Origin of the sequence: Streptomyces odontotermitis (genome assembly GCF_050510915.1) — a bacterium.
GTDB lineage: Bacteria > Actinomycetota > Actinomycetes > Streptomycetales > Streptomycetaceae > Streptomyces.
In genome coordinates this window covers 80689-101928 of sequence record NZ_JBNJLS010000019.1, presented here as the reverse complement: position 1 = coordinate 101928, position 21240 = coordinate 80689, and the positions used below count along the sequence as shown (strand labels likewise).

General features: G+C 73.0%; 20 protein-coding genes. 8 read left to right on the top strand and 12 right to left on the bottom strand.

Annotated elements, in window-relative coordinates; genetic code table 11:
• Window positions 1-17: 17 nt before the first annotated feature.
• Complete coding sequence (locus ACQB60_RS35760; RefSeq protein ID WP_496930281.1) at window positions 18-956, bottom strand: LysR family transcriptional regulator; 939 nt, start codon at window positions 954-956, stop codon at window positions 18-20.
• 96 nt (window positions 957-1052) lie between these two features.
• Here ACQB60_RS35760 and ACQB60_RS35755 point away from each other — a divergent pair, with 96 nt between their 5' ends.
• Window positions 1053-2513 carry an MFS transporter gene (locus tag ACQB60_RS35755; RefSeq protein ID WP_496930280.1) on the top strand — a complete coding sequence of 487 codons (1461 nt, stop codon included), beginning with the start codon at window positions 1053-1055 and terminating at the stop codon, window positions 2511-2513.
• Here ACQB60_RS35755 and ACQB60_RS35750 read toward each other — a convergent pair.
• The 4 genes from ACQB60_RS35750 to ACQB60_RS35735 all read right to left on the bottom strand — a co-directional run bounded on the left by ACQB60_RS35750 (window position 2510) and on the right by ACQB60_RS35735 (window position 7154).
• Window positions 2510-3499 carry a malate dehydrogenase gene (locus ACQB60_RS35750; protein WP_496930279.1) on the bottom strand — a complete coding sequence of 330 codons (990 nt, stop codon included), beginning with the start codon at window positions 3497-3499 and terminating at the stop codon, window positions 2510-2512. The two genes, ACQB60_RS35755 and ACQB60_RS35750, sit on opposite strands and share 4 nt — an antisense overlap.
• A gap of 365 nt (window positions 3500-3864) precedes the next feature.
• A complete protein-coding gene (locus ACQB60_RS35745) occupies window positions 3865-4974 on the bottom strand; it encodes an XRE family transcriptional regulator (protein WP_496930278.1) in 1110 nt (369 codons plus the stop codon).
• Window positions 4975-5433: 459 nt separating this feature from the next.
• Complete coding sequence (locus ACQB60_RS35740; protein ID WP_496930277.1) at window positions 5434-6375, bottom strand: helix-turn-helix domain-containing protein; 942 nt, start codon at window positions 6373-6375, stop codon at window positions 5434-5436.
• On the bottom strand, window positions 6372-7154 hold the full coding sequence (locus tag ACQB60_RS35735; RefSeq protein ID WP_496930276.1) for a helix-turn-helix domain-containing protein: 783 nt from the start codon (window positions 7152-7154) through the stop codon (window positions 6372-6374). The genes ACQB60_RS35740 and ACQB60_RS35735 overlap by 4 nt, the downstream gene beginning before the upstream one ends.
• Window positions 7155-7457: 303 nt before the next feature.
• On the opposite strand from ACQB60_RS35735, the gene ACQB60_RS35730 reads away from it, so the two are divergent.
• Window positions 7458-7928, top strand: a complete 471-nt coding sequence (locus ACQB60_RS35730; RefSeq protein ID WP_496930275.1) for a peptidoglycan-binding domain-containing protein — start codon at window positions 7458-7460, stop codon at window positions 7926-7928.
• 86 nt (window positions 7929-8014) lie between these two features.
• On the opposite strand, the gene ACQB60_RS35725 is transcribed toward ACQB60_RS35730, so the two are convergent.
• The gene (locus ACQB60_RS35725) at window positions 8015-8707 is read right to left on the bottom strand and encodes a response regulator (protein ID WP_496930274.1); all 693 of its coding nucleotides are present in this window, start codon (window positions 8705-8707) and stop codon (window positions 8015-8017) included.
• On the bottom strand, window positions 8704-9882 hold the full coding sequence (locus tag ACQB60_RS35720; protein ID WP_496930273.1) for a sensor histidine kinase: 1179 nt from the start codon (window positions 9880-9882) through the stop codon (window positions 8704-8706). The genes ACQB60_RS35725 and ACQB60_RS35720 overlap by 4 nt, the downstream gene beginning before the upstream one ends.
• 372 nt (window positions 9883-10254) lie before the next feature.
• Between ACQB60_RS35720 and ACQB60_RS35715 the strand changes: the two genes are divergently transcribed.
• Window positions 10255-10764, top strand: a complete 510-nt coding sequence (locus ACQB60_RS35715; protein WP_496930272.1) for a peptidoglycan-binding domain-containing protein — start codon at window positions 10255-10257, stop codon at window positions 10762-10764.
• A gap of 109 nt (window positions 10765-10873) precedes the next feature.
• Here the strand turns inward: ACQB60_RS35715 and ACQB60_RS35710 are convergent, their stop codons facing one another.
• Together ACQB60_RS35710 and ACQB60_RS35705 are read right to left on the bottom strand one after the other, a co-directional pair.
• A complete protein-coding gene (locus ACQB60_RS35710) occupies window positions 10874-11332 on the bottom strand; it encodes a DUF3017 domain-containing protein (RefSeq protein ID WP_384850772.1) in 459 nt (152 codons plus the stop codon).
• A 17-nt stretch (window positions 11333-11349) separates the two neighbouring features.
• Window positions 11350-12216, bottom strand: a complete 867-nt coding sequence (locus ACQB60_RS35705; protein WP_384850769.1) for a bifunctional methylenetetrahydrofolate dehydrogenase/methenyltetrahydrofolate cyclohydrolase — start codon at window positions 12214-12216, stop codon at window positions 11350-11352.
• Between the two features lie 280 nt (window positions 12217-12496).
• Between ACQB60_RS35705 and ACQB60_RS35700 the strand changes: the two genes are divergently transcribed.
• The 4 genes from ACQB60_RS35700 to ACQB60_RS35685 all read left to right on the top strand — a co-directional run bounded on the left by ACQB60_RS35700 (window position 12497) and on the right by ACQB60_RS35685 (window position 16187).
• Window positions 12497-13096 (top strand): hypothetical protein, encoded by a 600-nt coding sequence (locus ACQB60_RS35700; RefSeq protein ID WP_496930271.1) that lies wholly within the window; start codon window positions 12497-12499, stop codon window positions 13094-13096.
• A 134-nt stretch (window positions 13097-13230) separates the two neighbouring features.
• Window positions 13231-14013 (top strand): FHA domain-containing protein, encoded by a 783-nt coding sequence (locus ACQB60_RS35695; protein ID WP_496930270.1) that lies wholly within the window; start codon window positions 13231-13233, stop codon window positions 14011-14013.
• Window positions 14010-15566, top strand: coding sequence for a serine/threonine protein kinase (locus ACQB60_RS35690; protein ID WP_496930269.1), 1557 nt, complete (start codon window positions 14010-14012; stop codon window positions 15564-15566). The genes ACQB60_RS35695 and ACQB60_RS35690 overlap by 4 nt, the downstream gene beginning before the upstream one ends.
• Before the next feature lie 108 nt (window positions 15567-15674).
• Window positions 15675-16187: a hypothetical protein gene (locus tag ACQB60_RS35685; protein ID WP_496930268.1), complete on the top strand. Its 513-nt coding sequence runs from the start codon at window positions 15675-15677 to the stop codon at window positions 16185-16187.
• Between the two features lie 88 nt (window positions 16188-16275).
• On the opposite strand, the gene purH is transcribed toward ACQB60_RS35685, so the two are convergent.
• Both purH and purN read right to left on the bottom strand, forming a co-directional pair.
• Entirely contained in the window at window positions 16276-17874 is a 1599-nt protein-coding gene (purH, locus tag ACQB60_RS35680) for a bifunctional phosphoribosylaminoimidazolecarboxamide formyltransferase/IMP cyclohydrolase (protein ID WP_496930267.1), read from the bottom strand.
• Window positions 17871-18569, bottom strand: coding sequence for a phosphoribosylglycinamide formyltransferase (purN, locus tag ACQB60_RS35675; RefSeq protein WP_496930266.1), 699 nt, complete (start codon window positions 18567-18569; stop codon window positions 17871-17873). The genes purH and purN overlap by 4 nt, the downstream gene beginning before the upstream one ends.
• A 182-nt stretch (window positions 18570-18751) precedes the next feature.
• Here purN and ACQB60_RS35670 point away from each other — a divergent pair, with 182 nt between their 5' ends.
• Window positions 18752-19570, top strand: coding sequence for a hypothetical protein (locus ACQB60_RS35670; protein WP_496930265.1), 819 nt, complete (start codon window positions 18752-18754; stop codon window positions 19568-19570).
• Here the strand turns inward: ACQB60_RS35670 and ACQB60_RS35665 are convergent.
• Window positions 19567-21231 carry a cell division protein PerM gene (locus ACQB60_RS35665; protein WP_496930356.1) on the bottom strand — a complete coding sequence of 555 codons (1665 nt, stop codon included), beginning with the start codon at window positions 21229-21231 and terminating at the stop codon, window positions 19567-19569. The genes ACQB60_RS35670 and ACQB60_RS35665 overlap by 4 nt on opposite strands.
• Window positions 21232-21240 lie beyond the last annotated feature (9 nt).

Below are 21240 nucleotides of genomic sequence, written 5' to 3'. Positions count from 1 at the left end.
AAGAAGTACTACATTTGCTAGCGGGAGGGCAACAGCTCTCGTACGCAGGAACGCAGCCACGCATGGACCGGGTCTCCGTCGTGCCGGGGGTGCCAGGCCAGGCCGAGCGGGAGCGGGGGCAGGTCGAGGGGGATCTCGAAGGTGACCAGGCCGAGCCGCTCGACCAGCGGGCCGCTCCATGTGTTGACCAGGCCCACCAGATCGGTGTCGAGGAGGACGAAGAGCGAGGCGGGCACCGTGCCGAGGACGCCCACCACCCGCCGCCGCAGGCCGAGTTCGGCGAGCGCGGTGTCCACCGGACCCTGGAAGCGGCCCTTGCGGGAGACGTTGATGTGGTCGGCCGCGGCGAAGCGCTCCGGGGTCAACTCCCCCTTCAGGAGCGGGTGTCCGGGGCGTACAGCGGCGATCATGTGGTCGTCGTAGAGATGCTCGACGACCACCTCGGGCGCGGCCGTGTCGATGGCGCCGATCTCCAGGTCGGCCGTCCCCTCGCGCAGCACGGGCACGTCCACATGGCTCTCGCTGAGGAAGCGGATGCGCACGCCGGGGGCCTGCTCCTCGGCGCGCGCGAAGAGCGCCGCGCCGAAGGAGGCGGCGAGCACGTCGTGGCCAAGCACGGTGAAGGTGCGGGACACCGTCCGCAGATCGACCTCACCCTGTCCGGCGAAGAGCGCGCGGGCCCGCTCCACCACCGCGCTGACCTCGGCCTGGACCGCGAGGGCGTACGCGGTCGGCACCATCTGGCGCCCGGCCCGGACCAGGATCTGGTCGCCCAGGGCCCTGCGGATGCGGCCCAGGGTGCGGCTCATGGCGGGCTCGGAGAGGTGCAGGCGGCGGGCGGCGCCGCGCACGCTCTGCTCGTCGAGGAGGACGTCGAGGGCGACGAGCAGATTGAGGTCGAGTCCGCCGGGGCCGGTCTCCCCCGCGGACTCCGCCACGGATTGCGTCACACGCAATCACTCCTTGCAAACATTGCACTGGAAAGCATGTCAGGCCCGAGCCTACGGTGAGAGCGGATCCCACACCACTACGCCCGCTCCCGAGGAGGAGCCTTGACCTCCCCTGCCCGGAATCAGCACCGACCCCAGAACGAGACCTCCCTGAAGCGGTCGACCCTGCTCGCGCTCTGCGCCTGCGTCGTCGTCGCGCAGAGCATGGTCGCCGCCATCAACCTCCTTGTCCCGCAGCTCCGTTCGTCGTCCGTGCACCCCTCGGCGAGCGAACTCCTGTGGACCGTGGACGCGTACGTCATCGTCTTCGCGGGCCTGCTCATCCCGGCCGGCGCCCTCGGCGACCGCTACGGCCGCAAGGGCGCGCTGCTCGGGGGGCTCGGCCTCTTCGCGGCGGGCGCGACGCTCAGCGCCCTCGCCGCCTCGCCGGAGCTCCTGATCGCGGGGCGCGGCGTCTCCGGCGCGGGCGCCGCCCTGATCATGCCCGCGACCATGTCGGTCCTGCTGCGCGTCACCCCGCCCGCGGACCGGCCGCGCGCCCTCGCCTCCTGGACCCTGTCCCTGGCCCTCGGCGGCCTCCTGGGCAACATCGGCGGCGGGCTCGTCGGCGAGTACCTGCCGTGGCGCGCCCTGTTCTGGGTGATGGTGCCGCTCGCCGCGCTGCTCGCCTGCGCGGTGTGGCGCACAACTCCCGTCACCGACAAGGCTGTTCAGACCCGGCTCGATCCCACGGGGACCGCGCTGCTCACCTGCGGCCTGGCCGCCGTGCTCTTCGGCATCATCGAGAGCCCGCAGTACGGCTGGGGCTCGCCCCGCATCCTCACCGCGTTCGCCGTCGGCGCGGCCCTGCTCGCCGCGTTCACCCTGCACGCCCTGCGCTCGCGCACCCCGCTCTTCGACCCGCGGGTCTTCCGCTCGCGGCGGCTGAGCGCGGCGACGCTCGGCATGGCGGCGTCCTTCTTCGGGCTCTTCGCCCTGTTCTTCGTCAACTCCCAGTACCTGCAGTACGTGAAGGGGTACGGGGCGGCGCTCGCGGGCCTCGCCATCGTGCCGCTCACGATCGGCATGACCCTGATCCCGAAGCTCACCCCGCGCTGGTCGCACCGGCCCCGCACGCTCATCGGCGGCGGCCTGCTCCTGATCGGCCTCGGCCTGCTCGGCACCTCCACCGCGGACGCGGGGACGCCCTACCCGGCGTACGCCTGCTGGCTGTTGCTGATCTCGGCGGGCACCGGCCTGAGCATGCCCCCGCTGACCCTGACCGTGGTCTCGTCCCTGCCCCCGCACCAGGCGGGCCTCGGCTCCGGGCTCGGCACCTCGGCCCGCGAGGTCGGCGCGGCACTCGGCGTCGCGATCACGGGCACGGTGCTCGCGGGGCACGCAAACTTCATGGGCGGGATGACGGCGGCGCTGCGGGTGGTCGGGGGCGTGGTGGTCCTGGCGGCGGCCGCCGTCACGGTCACCCTCGGCTCCGGCCCGGAGAAGACCGGCCCGGAAAAGGCGTCGCCCCCGGCCGCCGCGCAGAGCGGCCGGGGGCGACGCGAGGAAGCAGTCGGCTCCTAGATGAGGCCGAGGCCGCGCACCGCCTCGCGCTCCTCCTCGAGCTCCTTGACGCTCGCGTCGATCCGCGCACGGGAGAACTCGTTGACGTCCAGGCCCTGGACGATCTCGTACTTGCCGTCCTTCGTGGTGACCGGGAAGGAGGAGATGAGGCCCTCCGGGACGCCGTACGAGCCGTCCGACGGGATGCCCATGGAGGTCCAGTCGCCGTCGGCCGTGCCGTTGACCCAGGTGTGGACGTGGTCGATCGCGGCGTTCGCGGCGGAGGCCGCCGAGGAGGCGCCACGGGCCTCGATGATCGCGGCGCCGCGCTTGGCGACGGTCGGGATGAACTCGTCGGCCAGCCACTTCTCGTCGTTCACGGTCTCGGCGGCGTTCTTGCCGGCGACCGTGGCGTGGAAGATGTCCGGGTACTGGGTCGCGGAGTGGTTGCCCCAGATCGTGAGCTTCTTGATCTCGGAGACCGGGACACCGGTCTTCTTCGAGAGCTGCGAGAGCGCGCGGTTGTGGTCGAGGCGGGTCATCGCGGTGAAGCGCTCGGCCGGTACGTCCGGGGCGGCGGCCTGGGCGATGAGGGCGTTGGTGTTGGCCGGGTTGCCGACGACGAGGACCTTCACGTCGTCCGCGGCGTGGTCGTTGATGGCCTTGCCCTGCGGCTTGAAGATGCCGCCGTTGGCCTCCAGGAGGTCGCCGCGCTCCATGCCCTTGGTGCGGGGGCGGGCGCCGACGAGGAGGGCGACGTTCGTGCCGTCGAAGGCGACGTTCGGGTCGTCGCTGATCTCGATCGAGTTCAGCAGCGGGAAGGCGCAGTCGTCGAGCTCCATGGCGGTGCCCTCGGCGGCCTTCAGCGCCGGCGTGATCTCAAGAAGCCGCAGATTGACCGGCACGTCCGCGCCGAGCAGGTGGCCGGACGCGATGCGGAAGAGCAGCGCGTAGCCGATCTGGCCGGCCGCGCCGGTGACGGTGACATTCACGGGAGTGCGGGTCATGGCGATCTCCGTTAAGACAGCTGGCGGTGAGGTGTCCCGGCCCCATGTGTGCGGGATCCCCTGAGTGCGGGATCCCTGCCATCGGCCCCGATGATCGATTGATCGATGTCATCGCCTCGATGATCGATCTCTTGGCGTCAAGAGAGATCCAGCGGTCAGGCTATCGCGCTCCGGTCCGCGGGGGCGGCCGGGCCCCTGTGGCCCAGCCCACAGAAAAGGGCCACACATAACCCGCGCGCCAGTGGGCAGGCGCACCCTACCCCCACGGGAGTGGTCACACCCCCAGGCGGCCGCCACTCTCCCTCTCCCGAGGTGGCGGCCGCCCCGCCCACCAGGGACGGGGCCCAACCACCGTACGGATCGCGCTAGTTCAGCGTGCACCCCGTCACGCCGGACTTGAGCGTGGCGCACGCCTTCGCCTCCGCGCCGCTCTTGACGGCGACCATCGGGGTGTAGGCGTCCGTGTCCGTGTCCACCTTCCCGGTCTGCTTGCCCGCCCCGGCGCCGTCCGCGACCGTGACCTTGTCGCCGGGGGCGGCCTGCGTGATGCGTGCCCACGCGGCCCCGCAGGTCTTGCTGTAGCGGACCTCGACGAGCGTCTTGCCGACGGTGGCGCGGTTGACGGTCTTGGCGAACTCGCCGCCGCAGCCCATGTTCTCGGGGTCCTTGCCGGTGCAGGACTTGCCGGTGCACTCCACGCCCGCGGGCAGCTCGGGGCCGCTGGTCGACGGCGTCACGGACGGCTTGCCCTCGTCGCTCTTGTCGTCCTTGCCGAAGTCCGTGAGGAAGACCGCGGCGGCGATGACGACGAGCGCGCCGACCGTCCCCGCGAGGAACATCGTCAGCTTCCTGCGGCGCCGCTGCCCGTCCGGCGAGCCCGCCGCCGGGTGCTGCTGCCCCGCGCCGGACCCGGGCGGCGCCGCGGCGGGCCCCCGACCGCCGTACGGAGCGCCCGGCGCCCCCGGCGCGGCGGACTCCGCGCCCGGCGCACCGGCCTGCGGCGGCACGGTCGGAGCCACCCCGGCCGGTCCCGCGACGCCCGTCACGCCCGCGCCCTTGCGCACCGTCCCCGCGGCGGTGCCCCCGCCGCCGCGCTCCGCCCTGTCCGCCTTGCCGCCCTTGGGCGGGTTCTGCCCCAACTCCCCGAGCGCGGCCCGCGCCTGGGAGATGCGGATGGCCTGCATCGTCATGTCGTGCCGCATCTCGGAGCGGCTCCAGGCACGCTCCGCGAGCTCCCACATGGTGATGAGGTGCACCGGCGGCGTCCCGGTCACCTCGGCGAGCGCGACGATCGCGCCCTTCGGCGCGAGCAGCCGCCCGTTCAGATAGCGCTCCCACGACGTCTTGCTGTACCCGGTGCGGTCCGACACCGCGGCGATGCTCAGGCCACTGCGGTCGACGAGCCGGCGCAGCTGGCTGGCGAACTCCCTGACTTGCGGGTCGAGCTCATCCGGTAGCGCCTTCCAACGAGGCATTACTCCCCCTATTCCCCCCGTACGTGCTGACGTGCCCCCGGGCTGTGCGGCCCTCCGTGCGCTCTGTCCCCTGATGTACCTGTTCTGGACTACCCACAGGGATGCGCGGAGCCAGGGTGTCAGTTCCCGCTGTGGGGGCGCACGGGAGCATTCTGGGCCACTGGCGTGCACCTTCGCACTCCTGCGGTCCGCGGTCCAGTCTCCCATCGTCGCCGCGTACACCAGTGCGGAACCCCCCTGTTCATGGCTCGTTGCCGCCCCAGGACACCGTTGCGGAATGGTCACTTCCGTGCCACAGCGAACCTCCGGGCCTTGCAGGTCGGTTGGCGGGTCCATGACTCTGGATCTCGACGGAAGACGGCGCACAGACCGCTCGAATCCGGGGAAAACCACCAGACCGGCGGCGCCCGTCCTCCCACGGGGGAGAGGACGGGCGCCGCCTTTTTCACGTCCGGAGGGTCACTTCGTGAAGCACTCCCGCTGCCCGCCGCCCGAAGGGATCCAGCACACCTTCGCGCCCGTCGTCTTCGCGCCATCGGGCCCGCCGGTGACCGTGGTCATGGGAGTGGCCAGGAAGCGCAGCCCCCTCTCCTCCTTGACCACGCGGACCTCCTTGCCCTTCGCGCCCGGGACCGACACGGTGACCCGCTCGCCGTGCCGCAGGCCGAGGCTGCGGGCCCAGAGCGCCTGGCACGTCGCGTTGTAGCGGAGGTCGATCCGGCGCCCGCCGTCGAAGCGCCGGACGGCGAGCGTGGCCACCTGGGCCTCGAAGCCGCAGCCCATCTTCGCGGGGTCCTTGCCCTCGCAGGCCGCGCCCTTGCAGTGCGGCTCGTACGGCGCGGGCGCGGGGCCCTTCGGCCGCTCGCCGGCCCGGCTCTCCCCCGCGTGCCCGCCGCCCGAGAGCGCCAGGCTCACGGAGACGGCCCCCGCCACCGCGAGGGCGACGGCCGCGCCCACGACGACGGTCACGCGGCGCCGGCGCCACCACGCCACCGGGGCGTCGGCGGACGGTACTTCGGGCGGCCCCACGAGCTCGGACACCGGCTCGTCGGCGCCCCCGGCCCCCGCAGTACCCCCGGCCCCCGTACCCCCGGCCTCCGTACCGGCCGGGCCCGCGCCCGGCGCCGTCGAGCCCACCGCACGCCCGCTCCACGCCGCGTCCGCCAGCTCCCACAGCGCCAGCAGCCGCCCCGGAGGCTCGCCCGCCAGCGTGCACAGGACCACCACGGCCTGGCGCGGCACCGGCTTCTTGCCGTTGAGATACCGCTCCCACGACGACTTGCTGTACGCGGTCCGCCCGGCGAGCGCGGCCAGGCTGAGCCCGGTGCGCTCCCGCAACTCCCGCAGACCCGTGCCGAGTTGCTCCGCCTCGGCGCCCAAGTGCGTCACCGTCCGGCTCACTTCCGCAGCTCCCCCCAGGTGTCGTGCCCGACGATCCCGTCCTCCGCCAGGTGCCGCGCCCGCTGGAAGCGCAGCGCGGCCTTCTTCGTGGAGTCCCCGTACGCCCCGTCGACGGCGCCCGAGCCGAACCCGGCCCGCTTCAGCAGGCACTGCGCCTCGACGACGTCCCAGCCGCTCATCCCCCGGTCCAGCTGGATGTCCCGGTTCAGGCTGTAGCCCGCGTACCGGCCCCCGTCCTCCCGGCGGTCCTCACAGGGGTACGTGCGCCCCTTCTCGTACGAGTACACGCCCCTGCCCGGGTCCTTCCCGTCGTCCTGCCACGCGGGCGCGGCGAGCGCCCCGGCGGCGAAGCCGAGGCCCAGGGCGAGGGCGGTGACGACGAGCACGGCGCGCAGCGGCAGCGTGCGTCCGGCGGCTCGCGGCCCGGCGCCGGGCGGCTCGGGCCCGAGGTCCAGGACCGGCCCGGACAGCTCCCCGGACAGGTCAGCGCCCTCGCCCGCGCCCTCCCCGCCCCTGCCCCGCGTCCGCTCCGCCACCTCGTGCAGCACGAGCAGCCGCGTCGGCTCCGTCCCGCAGACCCGCGCCAGCTCCTCCACGGCTTCGCGCGGCACCGGCAGCTTTCCGTTCAGATAGCGCTCCCAGGAGGAGCGGCTGTACGACGTCTTGGCGGCGAGCGCCGCCAGGCTGAGGCCGCTGTGGTCCTTCAAGCGGCGTAACTGCACGACGAGTTGGCGTTCTCGGTCCTCCAACGTCTCCGGCAGGCTCTTCCAACGCGACATGTTCCACCCCATACGCGTCCGATGGTCCCCCGAGGCGACATGCCCCCTTACCTCCGGTAGATGCGGGACGAAATCGCTCCGGTTCCCGGCGTCCCACGACCACCTCGCGGCGACTCACATCCCCGCAGGTCAGCGCGTGGGACGTCCCACGCGCGCCCAACTGCCCCGATTTCCCTGGCTGTTGCCCGCCACCGCCCGGCAGAGTCGATGGTGCCCGCCGGGCGGCACGGTCCACCCCGTGCCGCCCGGCGGGCACCACAGCGACCGACAAGTGATACGGCGACAAGTGATACGGGGGGAATCATGATGACGTTCAGGCACGCCACGGTGACCGCGGTCCTGCTGGCCACCACCGCCCTCGGCCTCACGGCCTGCGGCGGCGGCAGCGACGACGCGGGCACGGCCCGGCCGTCGAAGACCAGGGCGGCGGCCGCGCAGTCCGGCACGGGCCTCGGCACCAAGGCGCAGGCTGCCCGCGCCTGCTCCGTCCGCAAGGTGAACGAGCGCTACTACGCCGGGCACTACAAGGGCAGCAGCATCGTCCCGTCGACCGTGGGCGACACCTCGGCGGGCCGCGAGGCCCAGTGCATCCTGCAGTACCTGGGCTACAAGCCGGGCACCGTCGACGGCGTCTTCGGCCGCAACTCGCAGCGGGCGATGCGGGCGTTCCAGAACGACGTCAACGAGCGGGTCACGCACAAGGTCCTGGCGCTCGACGGGCTGCCCGGCCCCAAGTCGTGGAAGTACCTGCGCCTCGACGACCGCTGGTGGTGAAAGGCGGTGGTCCGTCCCGCTCGGGGGAGGGGACGGGCCACCGGCGGCGGGGCACCGGTCCCGGGCCGAGGGGCCCGGGACGGCCCTCAGCGGCCCTCGCCGCCCGGCGTCACCAGTCCCGTCTCGTACGCCACCACGACCGCCTGCGCCCTGCTGTCCAGGTCGAGCTTGGTCATCGTGCGGTTGAGGTGGGTCTTGACGGTGGCCTCGCTGATGTAGAGGCGCTCGGCGATGTCCGCGTTGGACAGGCCCCGGGCGATCAGCTTCAGGACCTCGACCTCGCGCAGCGTCAGCGCCCCGAGGTCCGGCGGCGGCTGGCCGCCCCCGGTGTCCGCGGCGCCCGGCGCGCGGGCGAACGCCTCCACCAGGCGGCGCGTGACGCTCGGCGCGAACAGCGCGTCGCCGCCGCCGACCACGGCCACCGCGGCGAGCAGCCGCTCGGGCCCGGAGTCCTTGAGCAGGAACCCGGACGCCCCGGCGCGCAGCGCCCCGTACACGTACTCGTCGAGGTCGAAGGTGGTGAGCACCAGGATCCGCGGGGGCGGGTCGGCCGCCTCGTCGAGGATCTTCTCGGTGGCCGCGATGCCGTTCATGCCGGGCATGCGGATGTCCATGAGGACCACGTCCGGGCGGGTCCTCGCGGCGAGTTCGACGGCTTCCGCGCCGTCCCCCGCCTCGCCCACGACTTCGATGCCGGGCGCGGCGCGCAGCAGTCCCACGAGCCCGGCACGGATCAGGAACTGGTCGTCGACGACCAGCACCCGCGTGCTGTCGGTCATCCCGTCGCGTCGTCCCCTTGCGATGCGCTCTGGGCGGAGGTCGGCAGGGTCAGTCGCACAGCGAAGCCCCCCTCGTCCCGCGGGCCGATGCTGATCGTCCCGCCGTAGAGCTTGGCCCGCTCGCGCATCCCAATCAAGCCATGGCCGCTTCCCGTCCGCACTCTGGCCGGATTCACCCCCTTTCCGTCATCGGTGACGGCCACTTCGAGGTGGTGTCTGCGGTAGTGCAGCCGGACGGCCGCGCCGGCGCCGGGCGCGTGCTTCATGACGTTGGTCAGCGCCTCCTGGACGACGCGGTAGGCGCAGAGCTCGACGCCGGGCGCGAGCGGGCGCTCCTCCCCCACCACGGTCAGCTCCACCGGCACGCCTCCGGCCCGTACCCGCTCGACCATCTCGTCCAGGCGCGCGAGCCCCGGCATCGGGGCGTCCGGCTCGCCCCCGCCCCCCGCGCCCGCGACGCTCGCCTCGTCCTGCGCGCGCAGCACCCGCAGCATGCGGCGCAGCTCTTCGAGGGCCTCGCCGCTGGTGCCCGCGATGGTGCCGAGCGCGGATCGCGCGGTCTTCGGGTCCGAGGAGAAGACGAAGGTGGCGAGGCCCGCCTGCACGGAGATCACCGACATGTGGTGGGCGACCACGTCGTGCAGCTCGCGCGCGATGCGGCCGCGCTCCTCGGCGACCTCGCGGCGGGCCCGCTCGTCCTGCTCCCGCTTCAGCTGCCGGGCCAGTTCCGTCGACTGGCGCGCGACGTACCCGAAGCGCAGCAGGACGAGGGAGAAGCCGACGGCCTGGCCGACGACGGAGGCCATCACGGAGTCCTCGCTGACCAGACCGGCGTAGATCCAGACGGCGCACATCAGTCCGGCGCCGGGCAGGGCGATGCGCAGGGGCCGCAGGGACGCGACGGTGTAGACGGCGAGCATGGGCCCGAAGGTGTTCACGACGGGCCAGTAGCCCGCGGTGATGTACACGGCGCACACCAGATGCACGGCGAGCAGCACCGCGACCGGCGCCCTGCTCCGGAGCACGACCGGCAGATTGACCAGAGCCACCAGCGCGTACCCCTTGGCGTCCAGCGCGGGCCAGCCCTGCTTGACGGACTCCTGCCCGAGCAGCACGGCCACCGTCGTCAGGGCGACCGCGATGAGCGCGTCGACGGCAAGGGGGCGGGTCCACATCGCCGCAGCGTAACCCCCGTGCCGGGGGCGGAACGTCAAACTCCCGCAGTACCGCGGAAGTTGCAGGAACCGCCGGGATACGGCAGAAGTTTGCCCGTCAATCAACCCTGGAGGGGACGTCTCCGTTTCCCGGCCGCCGTAGCTTCGTGAACCAGCAAGGCCCTGGCGCCGACCGACCATCGGCCCACGGGGGAGACGGGGGAGAGGGACGCGGGCCGACGGGGGAACATCCGGGGGAGATCCGGCCCGCGCCCCGGGGGGAAGCCGGGGCGCGGGGCCCGCGTTCCGCACCACACCGCACCACACGCGCGAGAACCGAACCGGGCGCGCATCCGTCCCTCTCGGTACCGACCAGCAACGGGGGGAACCACCATGCGCACGTCCACACACCCGACCACACGGCTCACCGCTCGACTCACCACCATGGCCGCCGCGGTCGCCGTATCCGCGCTCGCCCTGACCGCGTGCGGCAGCGGCAGCGACGGCGGCAACGAGACCGGCGGCCCGGCCAAGGCCGCGTCCCACGCCAAGTCCGCCTCCACGAAGGCGGGTTCGAAGACCGGCGGCCTCACCACCATGGGCAAGACCACGCCCAACATCGGCCCCGGCAGCACCAACGAACTCGGCGTGCGCTGTGTGCAGATCGCCGTCAACGTCTGGGCGACCAACAGCGGACAGAGCAGCGTGGAGCCGCTCGAGGTCGACAGCAAGTACGGGCAGCAGACCTACACCTGGGTCAAGAAGTTCCAGAAGGCCAAGCACCTGTCCGTGGACGGCATCGTCGGCCCGAGGACCGGCGACCAGATCTACGGCGTGCTGAGCGCCAACCCCGGCACCGCGCGGGCCTGTTACCCCGCGATCCCGGTCACACGCGACATGTGAGCGCCATGTGACCCACCGACCCCGTCCCCGGGGAACGACGACGGCCCGCTCTCCGATGGAGAGCGGGCCGTCGTCTCATGACCGGGGCCGGGGCCGGGGCCGGGCCCGGTCAGCTGCTGATCGTGTAGTGCAGGGTGTCGTCGAGGAACGGGATCTCCAGCCACGGGTGCGGCTGCGCCATCATCGCGAGCAGCACGATGGCGACGCCCAGCACCGCGTACGTGACCATGTCCGTGAAGCGCGAACGGACCGCGAGCATGCCCACGCTGGGCAGCACCCAGCGCATGACGGCACCCGCGATCAGCGCGAGGCCGATCAGTATGGTGCCGAAGCGGAACACGTCGAGCGCGGTCAGGAGCAGGCCGAGGCCGACGGCCGAGACCACGGTGAGCAGCGGCCACTGCCGGGCCGGTGCGGGCGCGTCCCCGGGGGCCGCGCGGCCGCCGCCCTCGGGCCGTGCCGTGTCGCGCGTGACCCGCGGGAAGCGTCGCGAGGACTTCTTCGGCCGCCCGCCGGGGCTGGGGGCGCTGACCGCTCCCTTGGCGTCCGGCTCGCCTTCTACGCTCATGGGTCGCCCCTTCCGGTTCAGCCCGCGGCGGCGTCGGCGGCCCGCTCGGCCGCCTCCACCACATTGACGAGGAGCTGGGCGCGGGTCATGGGGCCCACGCCGCCCGGGTTCGGGGAGATCCACCCGGCGACCTCGTACGCGCCCGGGTGCACATCGCCGACGATCTTGCCGCTCTCGTCGCGCGAGACACCGACGTCCAGGATCGCGGCGCCCGGCTTCACGTCCTCGGCCTTGATCAGGTGCGGCACGCCCGCGGCGGCCACGATGATGTCGGCCCGCTTCAGGTGCGCGGCCAGGTCGCGGGTGCCGGTGTGGCACTGCGTGACCGTCGCGTTCTCCGACTTGCGGGTGAGCAGGAGCGGCATCGGGCGCCCGATGGTGACGCCGCGGCCGACGACCACGACCTCGGCGCCCTTGATCTCGACGCCGTACTGACGGAGCAGCGTCAGGACGCCGTTCGGCGTGCAGGGCAGCGGCGCCGGCTCGTTCAGGACGAGGCGGCCGAGGTTCATCGGGTGCAGTCCGTCGGCGTCCTTGTCCGGGTCCATCAGCTCCAGGATCCGGTTCTCGTCGATGCCCTTGGGGAGCGGCAGCTGGACGATGTAGCCGGTGCACTCCGGGTCCTCGTTGAGCTCGCGGACGACGGCCTCGATCTCTTCCTGCGTGGCCGTCGCGGGCAGTTCGCGCTGGATGGAGGCGATGCCGACCTGGGCGCAGTCGCGGTGCTTGCCCGCGACGTACTTGTGGCTGCCGGGGTCGTCGCCGACCAGGACGGTGCCGAGGCCCGGCGTCACGCCCTTCTCCTTGAGGGCCGCCACGCGGGCGGTCAGATCGGACTTGATCGCTGCTGCGGTGGCCTTGCCATCGAGAATCTGGGCGGTCATGGGTACATCTTCGCGGATGGTGCGGCCCTTGTTCCAATCAGTCCCCCGCACCCTCATCCGCCACCGGGTCCGCGCTGATCAGGCATGTTGCACTTGCACAACGCATAGGGCATGCGGCTGGACAAATGCGCCATGGCTGAAGAACCATGTGCGACACAGTGCCGCGGGCAGCTGTCGGGGGGCGGACCGCATCTTTCTCAGGGCCAGACCCATGGGCCAGACCTTCCTCCGCTTGCCCCGTCGTCCCCTGCACTGTGCACTTTCGACGGAGGAAGACGCCATGAGTTTCGGCGACCCGAACAACCCCTACGGGCAGCCGCCCCAGCAGCCCCAGGGCAACCCCGGCTACGGCTATCCCCAGCAGCAGCCGGCCCCGCCCGCCTACGGCAACTACCCGGCCGCCCCGCCGCTGACCCAGCAGCCCTACGGCGGCGGCTATGTGTCGAACGTGATGCCGGGCATCACGCGCGCCGCGCAGATCATGCTCGGCGTGATCGTCCTCGCCCACGCGGCCATCGCGGTGCTCTACGGGATCGCGCTGTCCGAGTGGGACAAGACCATGGACGACGCCGGGGTCTCCGGCGACGCCGACGTCGAGAAGTTCGCCGACATCGGCAAGGGCGTCGTCGTCTTCTTCCTGGGCCTCGCCGCCGTCTTCGCCATCCTCGGCCTGGTGCTCCTGCTCCAGTACGCCAAGGGCGGCAACGGGGTGCGGGTCTGCTCCATCGTCTACGGCTCGTTCGCGATCGTCACCGGTCTCTTCATGATCGCCGCGTGGGGCATCGGCCTGCTCATCATCGCCGTGTCGATCCTGCTCATCGTCTTCGCCGCCAAGCGCGCCAGCGCCCAGTGGTTCAAGCGGAACCAGCCGCAGTACTGACGCGAGGGCATCAACTCGGCGGACTCTTCACGGAGTTCACACACACGAGGGCCGTGCGCCCCCCGTTCGGGGGGCCGCGGCCCGGCTTACGTTCCTCTACGCTGATCTCATCGGTGCTTGAGGGGGAACGGACCTTGTACAGCATCATCGTTGTGCCACCACAGGCGTTAGCGGAGGGCCACGACAGCGGTGGCCCCGACCACAACAGCGGCCCCGGACAACTGCGGCTCGCCCCGGGCGAGCGCCTCACCTTCGGCAGATCCCCGGCGGCCAACGACCTCGCGATCGACCACGAAGGGGTCTCCCGCACCGCCGGGGAGATCACCGCACAGGGCGCGTTCTGGATACTGACCAATCTCAGCGCGCACCAGACATACGTGGTCGAGAACCCGGAAGGCGCGGGCGAGCACATCAAGGTGGGCCCGGGCCGGGTGGACGCCCCCGTGCCCTTCGAGTTCTCCCGCATCGTGCTGCCCGCCGGGGGCGACCTGCTGCACTTCGAGGTGTGGGCGCCCCGCCACGACGTGCTGCGCACCGGCTCGGGGCCGGAGGGGGCGACGACGCGGCCCGCGTTCTCGCTCGACCGCACCAAGCGGTACTTCGCGGTCCTCGCCGCACTCTGCGAGCCCCGCCTGCGCGGCGCCCCGCACGCCCCGCTGCCCACCGTCGAGCAGGTCGTGGAGCGGCTGCGCCCCGGCTGGCCGTCGGCGAACCGCGCGGCCGTGCAGTGGAACATCGACTACCTGGCGGTCAAACTGCGCCTCAAGCCGGGCCCGGACGAGGCCGACGCGGGCCCGCGCCTCAACGGCAAGAAGGAGGCCCTGGTCTCCCTCGCGCTCCGCTTCGACCTGGTCCAGGAGGACGACCTGGTGGTGCTGTCCGCCCGGCCCGCGAGCCGCGGCGGGGTGCGCGGATGACCGACGGATCCCCGTATGCGGTCCAGGTGCCACGGGGCTATCGCGTCGGCTCCTGGACGGTCCGCGAACCCCTGGCCACCGGCGGCTTCGGCAGCGTCTACGCCGCCCGCCGCGAGGGCCCCGCCGAGGACGGCAGCCCCGCCAACGCCGCCCTGAAGTTCCTGCCCACCGGCCTGCGCACCCCGCGCCAGCTCAGCCATCTGCGCGAACTCGCCGAGCGCGAGGTCGAGTTGCTGCGCCGCCTCAGCAGCCCGCGGCTGATCAGGCTGTACGAGACGCTGACGGTCGACGACCCGGACACCCCCGCGCTCGACGGCGCCACCGTCCTCGTACTCGAAGAGGCCGAGGGCTCGCTCGCCCAGCTCCTCGCGCTGCCGGAGCCCGCCGGGCCCGCGCTGCTCGCGCAGATCTGCGAGGGCCTGCACCAGCTGCACCACGCGGGCTGGGTGCACGGCGACCTGAAGCCGGGCAACGTCCTGCTGATGGCGGACGGTTCGGCCCGCCTCGCCGACTTCAACATGGCCGCCGAGATGGAGGGCACGCACGCCTACTCGCCCGCCTTCTCCACCCCCGACTACACCCCGCCCGAGCTCCTCTGGTCGGAGATCGGCGAGCGCGGCCAGCGGATCCGCCCGACCGCCGACGTCTGGGCCTTCGGCGTCCTCGCCCACCAGGTCCTCACCCGCACCTTCCCGCTGCCCGGCGGCACCCCGGCGGCCCGCAGGGACGCCGCCGTCCGCTACGCCCGCGGCGAGGACGAGCTGCGCCTGTCCCCCGAACTCCCCGAGGAATGGCGGGAGATCGTCACGGACTGCCTGGCCCGCACCCACGAGGAGCGCGCCGCCCTCTCGGGCGCGGACTCGGCCGACCTGCTGCGCCGCGTCGAGGCGGCCGCCGGGACGGAGCCCTCGCCGAAGCTGCCGCGCCTGCGGCCCCGCCGGATCCACCCGGCGGTCCTGAGCGCGGCCGCCGCGGCGGCCCTGATCGCGGTCAGCACCACCTTCTACGTGGCGACCGACGACGACGGCGGCAAACCGGCCGACCCCGCGCACTACGGCGCCGCCGAACTCCGTACGGACAAGGGCATCCCCGTCGCGTACCGGAAGCTGATCGTCGACTCCGCGCACGACTGCGACGAGAAGGACCTCACCCCGGCCGTCATCGCCGCCATCCTCAAGGTGGAGAGCGACTTCGACCCGGACCTGTCCGAGCCGGGCAGCAGGGGCGAGGGCGAGTACGGCATCGCCCGCTGGACGCCGAGGGTGCTCTGGTACTGGCTGCCCAGCAGCGAACGCCCCGCGAAGATCAAGGATTTGAAGCCGCCCTTCCCGCCGAAGATGTCGATCCCGGCGGTCGGCCGCTACACCTGTGACATCGCCCGCCAGCTGTACGGGCCCGACCGGCTCAAGGGCAGCAGGGGCGAGTTCATCGCCACCGGCTACCACTCCTCCGTCACGGTGGTGAACGCGGAGGGCGGCGTCCCCGCGCGGTTCCGCGACTACGCCGACAAGATCGGGCACTACCTCAAGGAGTACACGCCACAAGGGAGTTGAGGACCCTAGGAGATGCGAGGTACCGCTCGCCGCGGCGTCCCCCGACGATGATGCCGTCCCCACCGACCGGGGACGGCACCACCCAACCAGCAGCACGACGGGGGAACCATGAAGACCATGAAGCTGGCCGTGACCGTCTCGGCGGCCACCGCCCTGTTCGCGGGCACGGCGGTCGCCGCGAGCGCCGCCGCCCCGGCCAAGAGCGACTTCCGCGCCGAGGCCCTCGCCTCCGGCCTCTCCCAGTCCCAGGCCACCAAGCTCCAGCAGCGCGTCGACAAGGTCCTCGCCGGCCACCCGGGCGGCAAGCAGGTCTCCGCCACGAAGGTGCGGTACGACGGCCTCGACGTCACCGTCGACCCGAGCGGCAAGAACGCGAAGGCCAAGCTCGCCTGCGACTACGGCCACCTGTGCATGACGGTCCGGGGCACCAACTTCGACTTCTACAAGTGCCAGACCTGGACCGTGAGCAACTGGTACGGCGAAGGCCCGTTCATCAACAACCAGACGCGCGGCACCGTCGCCCGCTTCTACAACCAGGACGGCTCCGAGCGCTGGTCCTCGACGGCGTACGAAGAGGGCCGCGCCGACTGGGGCCCGGTCTACTCGCTGCGCCCCTGCTGATCCATCCCACAGAAGCGGGCCGTGCTCCCTCGGGGGAGGGCACGGCCCGCTCGTGCGTAGCGGGATGACTCGGCGGAGCCGGGAGGGCTCAGTGGAAGAAGTGCCGCGTCCCGGTGAAGTACATCGTCACGCCCGCCTTCTTCGCGGCCTCGACCACCAGCTCGTCGCGGACCGAACCGCCGGGCTGGACCACGGCCTTGACGCCCGCGGCGGTCAGGATCTCCAGGCCGTCGGGGAAGGGGAAGAACGCGTCGGACGCGGCGTAGGAGCCGCGCGCCCGCTCCTCGCCCGCGCGCTCGACGGCGAGCTTCGCGGAGTCGACGCGGTTGACCTGCCCCATGCCGACGCCGACGGAGGCGCCGTCCTTGGCGAGCAGGATCGCGTTGGACTTCACGGCCCGCGACGCCTTCCAGGCGAAGGCCAGCTCGGCGAGCTCGCCCTCGTTCAGGGCGTCGCCCGTGGCGAGCGTCCAGTTCGCGGGGTTGTCGCCGTCGGCCTGGAGCCGGTCGGTGACCTGGAGGAGCGCGCCGCCGTCGATCGGCTTGACCTCGACGGCGTTCGACGGCGCCCGGTGGGCGCGCAGCACGCGGATGTTCTTCTTCTTGGTGAGGACCTCAAGGGCGCCGTCCTCGTACTCGGGCGCGACGATGACCTCGGTGAAGATCTCCGCGACCTGCTCCGCCATCTCCTTGGAGACCGGCCGGTTCACGGCGATGACCCCGCCGAACGCGGACAGCGGGTCGCAGGCGTGCGCCTTGCGGTGCGCCTCGGCGACGTTCCCGGCGATCGCGATGCCGCAGGGGTTGGCGTGCTTGATGATCGCGACGCAGGGGTCGTCGTGGTCGTACGCGGCACGGCGCGCGGCGTCCGTGTCCGTGTAGTTGTTGTACGACATCTCCTTGCCGTGCAGCTGCTCCGCCTCGGCCAGGCCGCCCGTCCCGTCGACGTAGAGGGCGGCGCCCTGGTGCGGGTTCTCGCCGTAGCGCAGGACGTTCTTGCGCGCGTAGGTGGCGCCGAGGAAGTCGGGCAGGCCGCTGTCGTCGGCGGCGGCGCCCGCGGCGTAGCCGCCATTGGATGCGGTGTCGGCGAACCAGGCGGCGACCGCCACGTCGTACGAGGCGGTGTGCTGGAAGGCTTCGGCGGCGAGGCGCTTGCGGGTGGCCAGGTCGAAGCCGCCCTCCTTCGCGGCGGCGAGCACGTCGGCGTACCGCGCGGGGCTGGTGACGACGGCGACCGAGGGGTGGTTCTTGGCGGCGGCGCGCACCATCGACGGACCGCCGATGTCGATCTGCTCGACGCACTCGTCGGGGGTGGCCCCCGAGGCGACGGTCTCCTTGAAGGGGTAGAGGTTCACGACCACCAGGTCGAAGGGCTTCACGCCGAGGTCGGCCAGCTGCTTCTGGTGATCCTCCAGGCGCAGGTCGGCGAGGATGCCGGCGTGCACCTTCGGGTGCAGCGTCTTGACCCGGCCGTCCAGGCACTCGGGGAACCCGGTGAGCTCCTCGACCTTGGTGACCGGCACCCCGGCGGCGGCGATCTTCGCGGCGGTCGAACCGGTCGACACCAGCTCGACGCCCGCCTCGTGGAGCCCGCGCGCGAGCTCCTCCAGACCGGTCTTGTCGTAGACGCTGACGAGCGCCCGGCGAAGGGGCCGCTTGTTGCTTCCGGCGGTGTTTTCCGCGGTCACGGGATGACTACCTTTCGTCCCTCAATCGAGAAGCCGTTGCGGGCCAGGCGCCCCACGACTTCGACGAGCAGCGTGCGCTCGACTTCCTTGATCCGCTCGTGCAGAGCGCTCTCGTCGTCCGCGTCCCGGACCTCGACCACGCCCTGGGCGATGATCGGGCCGGTGTCGACGCCGTCGTCGACGAAGTGGACGGTGCATCCGGTGACCTTCGCGCCGTACGCGAGCGCGTCGCGCACACCGTGTGCCCCCGGAAAACTGGGCAGCAGGGCGGGGTGCGTGTTCACGAACCGCCCGCCGAACCGCGCGAGGAACTCCTTCCCCACGATCTTCATGAACCCGGCCGAGACGACGAGGTCCGGCGCGTACGCCTCGGTGGCCTCGGCGAGCGCCCGGTCCCACTCCTCGCGCGACGGATGGTCCTTCACCCGGCACACGAAGGTGGGGAGCCCGGCGCGCTCGGCGCGCTCCAGACCGGCGATGCCGTCGCGGTCGGCGCCGACGGCGACGACCTCGGCCCCGTATCCCGCCGCGCCCTCGGCCGCGATCGTGTCGAGGAGTGCCTGCAGGTTCGTGCCGGATCCGGAGACCAGCACGACAAGGCGCTTCGGCGGCGTGGGCGGCTTGGGCCTGGCTTCGGCCACGGCGGGGCCCTTTCTCGGGTTGCTTCTTTGTGCGGTCGTACAAAGGCTTCGCATCCCCGGATACGGGGAACTCTACGAAGCGGCCGACCGTCAGCAACGATACCGGCACACGGAACGGCCCCTCACGGGACGGTGGCGCGGCCGGCAGGTAGCGTCTGGGGGAAGACGCCCGAACCACGCCCGATCCGCCCAGCAAGCCTCATCACGGGCCATACCAAGGGGAAGACGCACACCTGATGCCGGACCGCAGCCGCCCTTCGACGCCACCGCAGGACTCCGATTCCCAGGAGCCGGGATCCCGGGGCACGGGCTCTCCGGGTTCGGGTTCACCGGGTTCGCGCCAGGACGACAACCCCTTCGCGCCCCCGCCGGAGGGCACCCCCGACCAGCCCTGGCAGCCCCGCCCCGGCAACGGCCAGGGCGGGGACGGCGGACAGGGCGGCGGCTCGTCCCCGTGGGGCAGCCAGTGGAGCGACCAGCAGCCGGGCCGTTCCAACGGCGGCTTCGGCGACCGCCCCGGCAGCGGGAACGGCGGCCAGAACAACCCCGGCCCCGAGGGCCAGGGCGGCGGGAACGGCGGCGGGCTGCGCTGGGACCCGACGGACCCGGCCCAGCGCCGCGCGCGCTACGCCCTGCTCTCCGGGATGTGGGCCTTCTTCTTCGCCCTGTTCGGCTGGCGCTACCTGGCCCTGCTGCTCGGCGCCCTCGGCCTGTACTGGGCCATCAGCTCCCTGCGGGCGAAGCCCCGTGCGGCAGCGGGTGCGGCGGGATCGGCGGGAGCAGGGAGCGCGGCGGGGGCCGGCGCGGCGACCGGGGCGGCGACCGCCCCGGCCCCGGCTCCGGGCGGCGGCCGGCCGCAGGTGACGGCCGCGGTCAGCGGCCTGGTCACGGCGGCCCTGGCGCTCCTGATGGTCCTCGCCACGTTCACGGCGCAGCTGGTCTACCAGGACTACTACACGTGCGTGGACGACGCCCTCACCCACGCGGCCAAGCAGTCCTGCGAGAGCAAGCTCCCGAAGCAGCTGCGGCCGCTGCTGAGCGAGGACGACGGCTAGGTCGTGGACTCGGGCCTGTCCGGCGGCAGTTGAGGCCCCTCCCGCACAGCACTCACATCACTCACAGCGGGCGTCTCACCTTCGGGCGGGGCGCCCGCGTCTTTGAGCGCCGTCCAGCGCGCCTGCCGGGCGGCGTCGTCGTGCCAGCCCTCCGGTGACGCCCCGGAGGGCTCCGCCGAGAAGTCGTACGGCTCGAAGAAGGACTCCGGCACCCCCACGGGCGGCGCCGCCTCGACCGTCCGTTGCCCGCGCCGGAACCGCCCCGCCCCGGGCAGCCGGGGCGCCTTCGGCAGGCGTACGCCCGGCAGCCGCAGACCCGGCACCCGGACCGCCGGCAGGGACACCCGCGCCCACGGCCGCCGCACCCACGGCCACAGCCGCCCCCGGAACCCCCCGGCGCCGTCGGCGACGACCCGCCGCTCCCGCACCCGCCACGCGCGCAGCCCCACCGCACCGGGCACCCCGACAAGCAGCCCCCACCCCAGGGCCGCCGCCCCGGTCTGCCACCACACCGGCCCGAACTCCGCGAGCCGCCCGACCCCGAGCGCGCCGCCCGCCAGCGCCGCAAGGGCCGCGAGCAGCACTCCGGAGACCAGCGCCGCATACGCCGCCGTCGCCGCCGTCCGGCCCCGCGACCACGCCTCGTCCCGCTCCCCGAGGGCCGGGGCCGCCGCCCCCACCGTGAACCAGGCGAGCACGGCACCGGCCACCACGGGCACCGCCCCGGCCGTCCAGGTCAGCGGCGATCCGCTGCCCGCGTCCGGCACCGCCGCGAGCAGCGGGAAGGGGGGAAGCAGCGGCACCGACGCCACCGACAGCGGCCCCGCCATCCGCCCGGCACCGAGCGCGAACCCGGGCCCGAGCCCGTACGCCGCGCCCCACACCGCCGCGTTCGGCACCAGCGCGAGCGCCAGCAGCAGCACCGCGAACCGGCCCGACCACACCCCGGTGAGCTGCAGGAACGACGCCCGCACCGGCCCGGCGTGCACGATCAGGGACACCCCGGCGAACAGCGCGCCGCCGCCCACCAGCACGGCGGCCCCGGCCGCCCCGGCCCGCCCGGCGGCCACCAGGCGCGGCCGGTCGAAGTGCGCGCGCACGGCGTCGGGCAGGGCGCCGGCCAAGCGGTCGACGACGGCGGGCAGCGGCCCGTGCGGGCGGCCGTGCGCGGACCAGATCCCCACGGCCGTCGCCCCCACGGCGAGCACCGGCAGCGCTACGGCGGCGCTGGCCCACGAGGGCCGCAGCTCACCGCCCGACGCATAGAGCGTGGCGGCCGCGCCGACCAGCAGATAGCCCCCGGCGACCCCGCACCACACGGTCCGCGCGGGCAGCGCGCGCTGCGCCGGATCGGCCGCGTCGCGCGCCGCCCGGTGCACCAGCCAGCTGGGCAGCGCCACCAGGAGCAGCGGCGTCAGACCGATCGGCGCGGGCACCCCGGAGAGCGTGTCCGTCCTGATCAGCTCGGCGCCGTGGGCGAGCAGCCAGAGGGCGGCCGCGACGTGCAGGGCGCCGGCCGGTCCGCTGTCGGGGTACGGGGAGCTGATCCACAGCACCATCACGAGGACGGCGGACGAGCCGAGCCCGAGCCCCGCCGCGATGGCCCCGCCGACGACGCAGGTGCCGAGTCCGGGTGAGCGGTCGCGGGCCGCCACGATCATCTGGGTCAC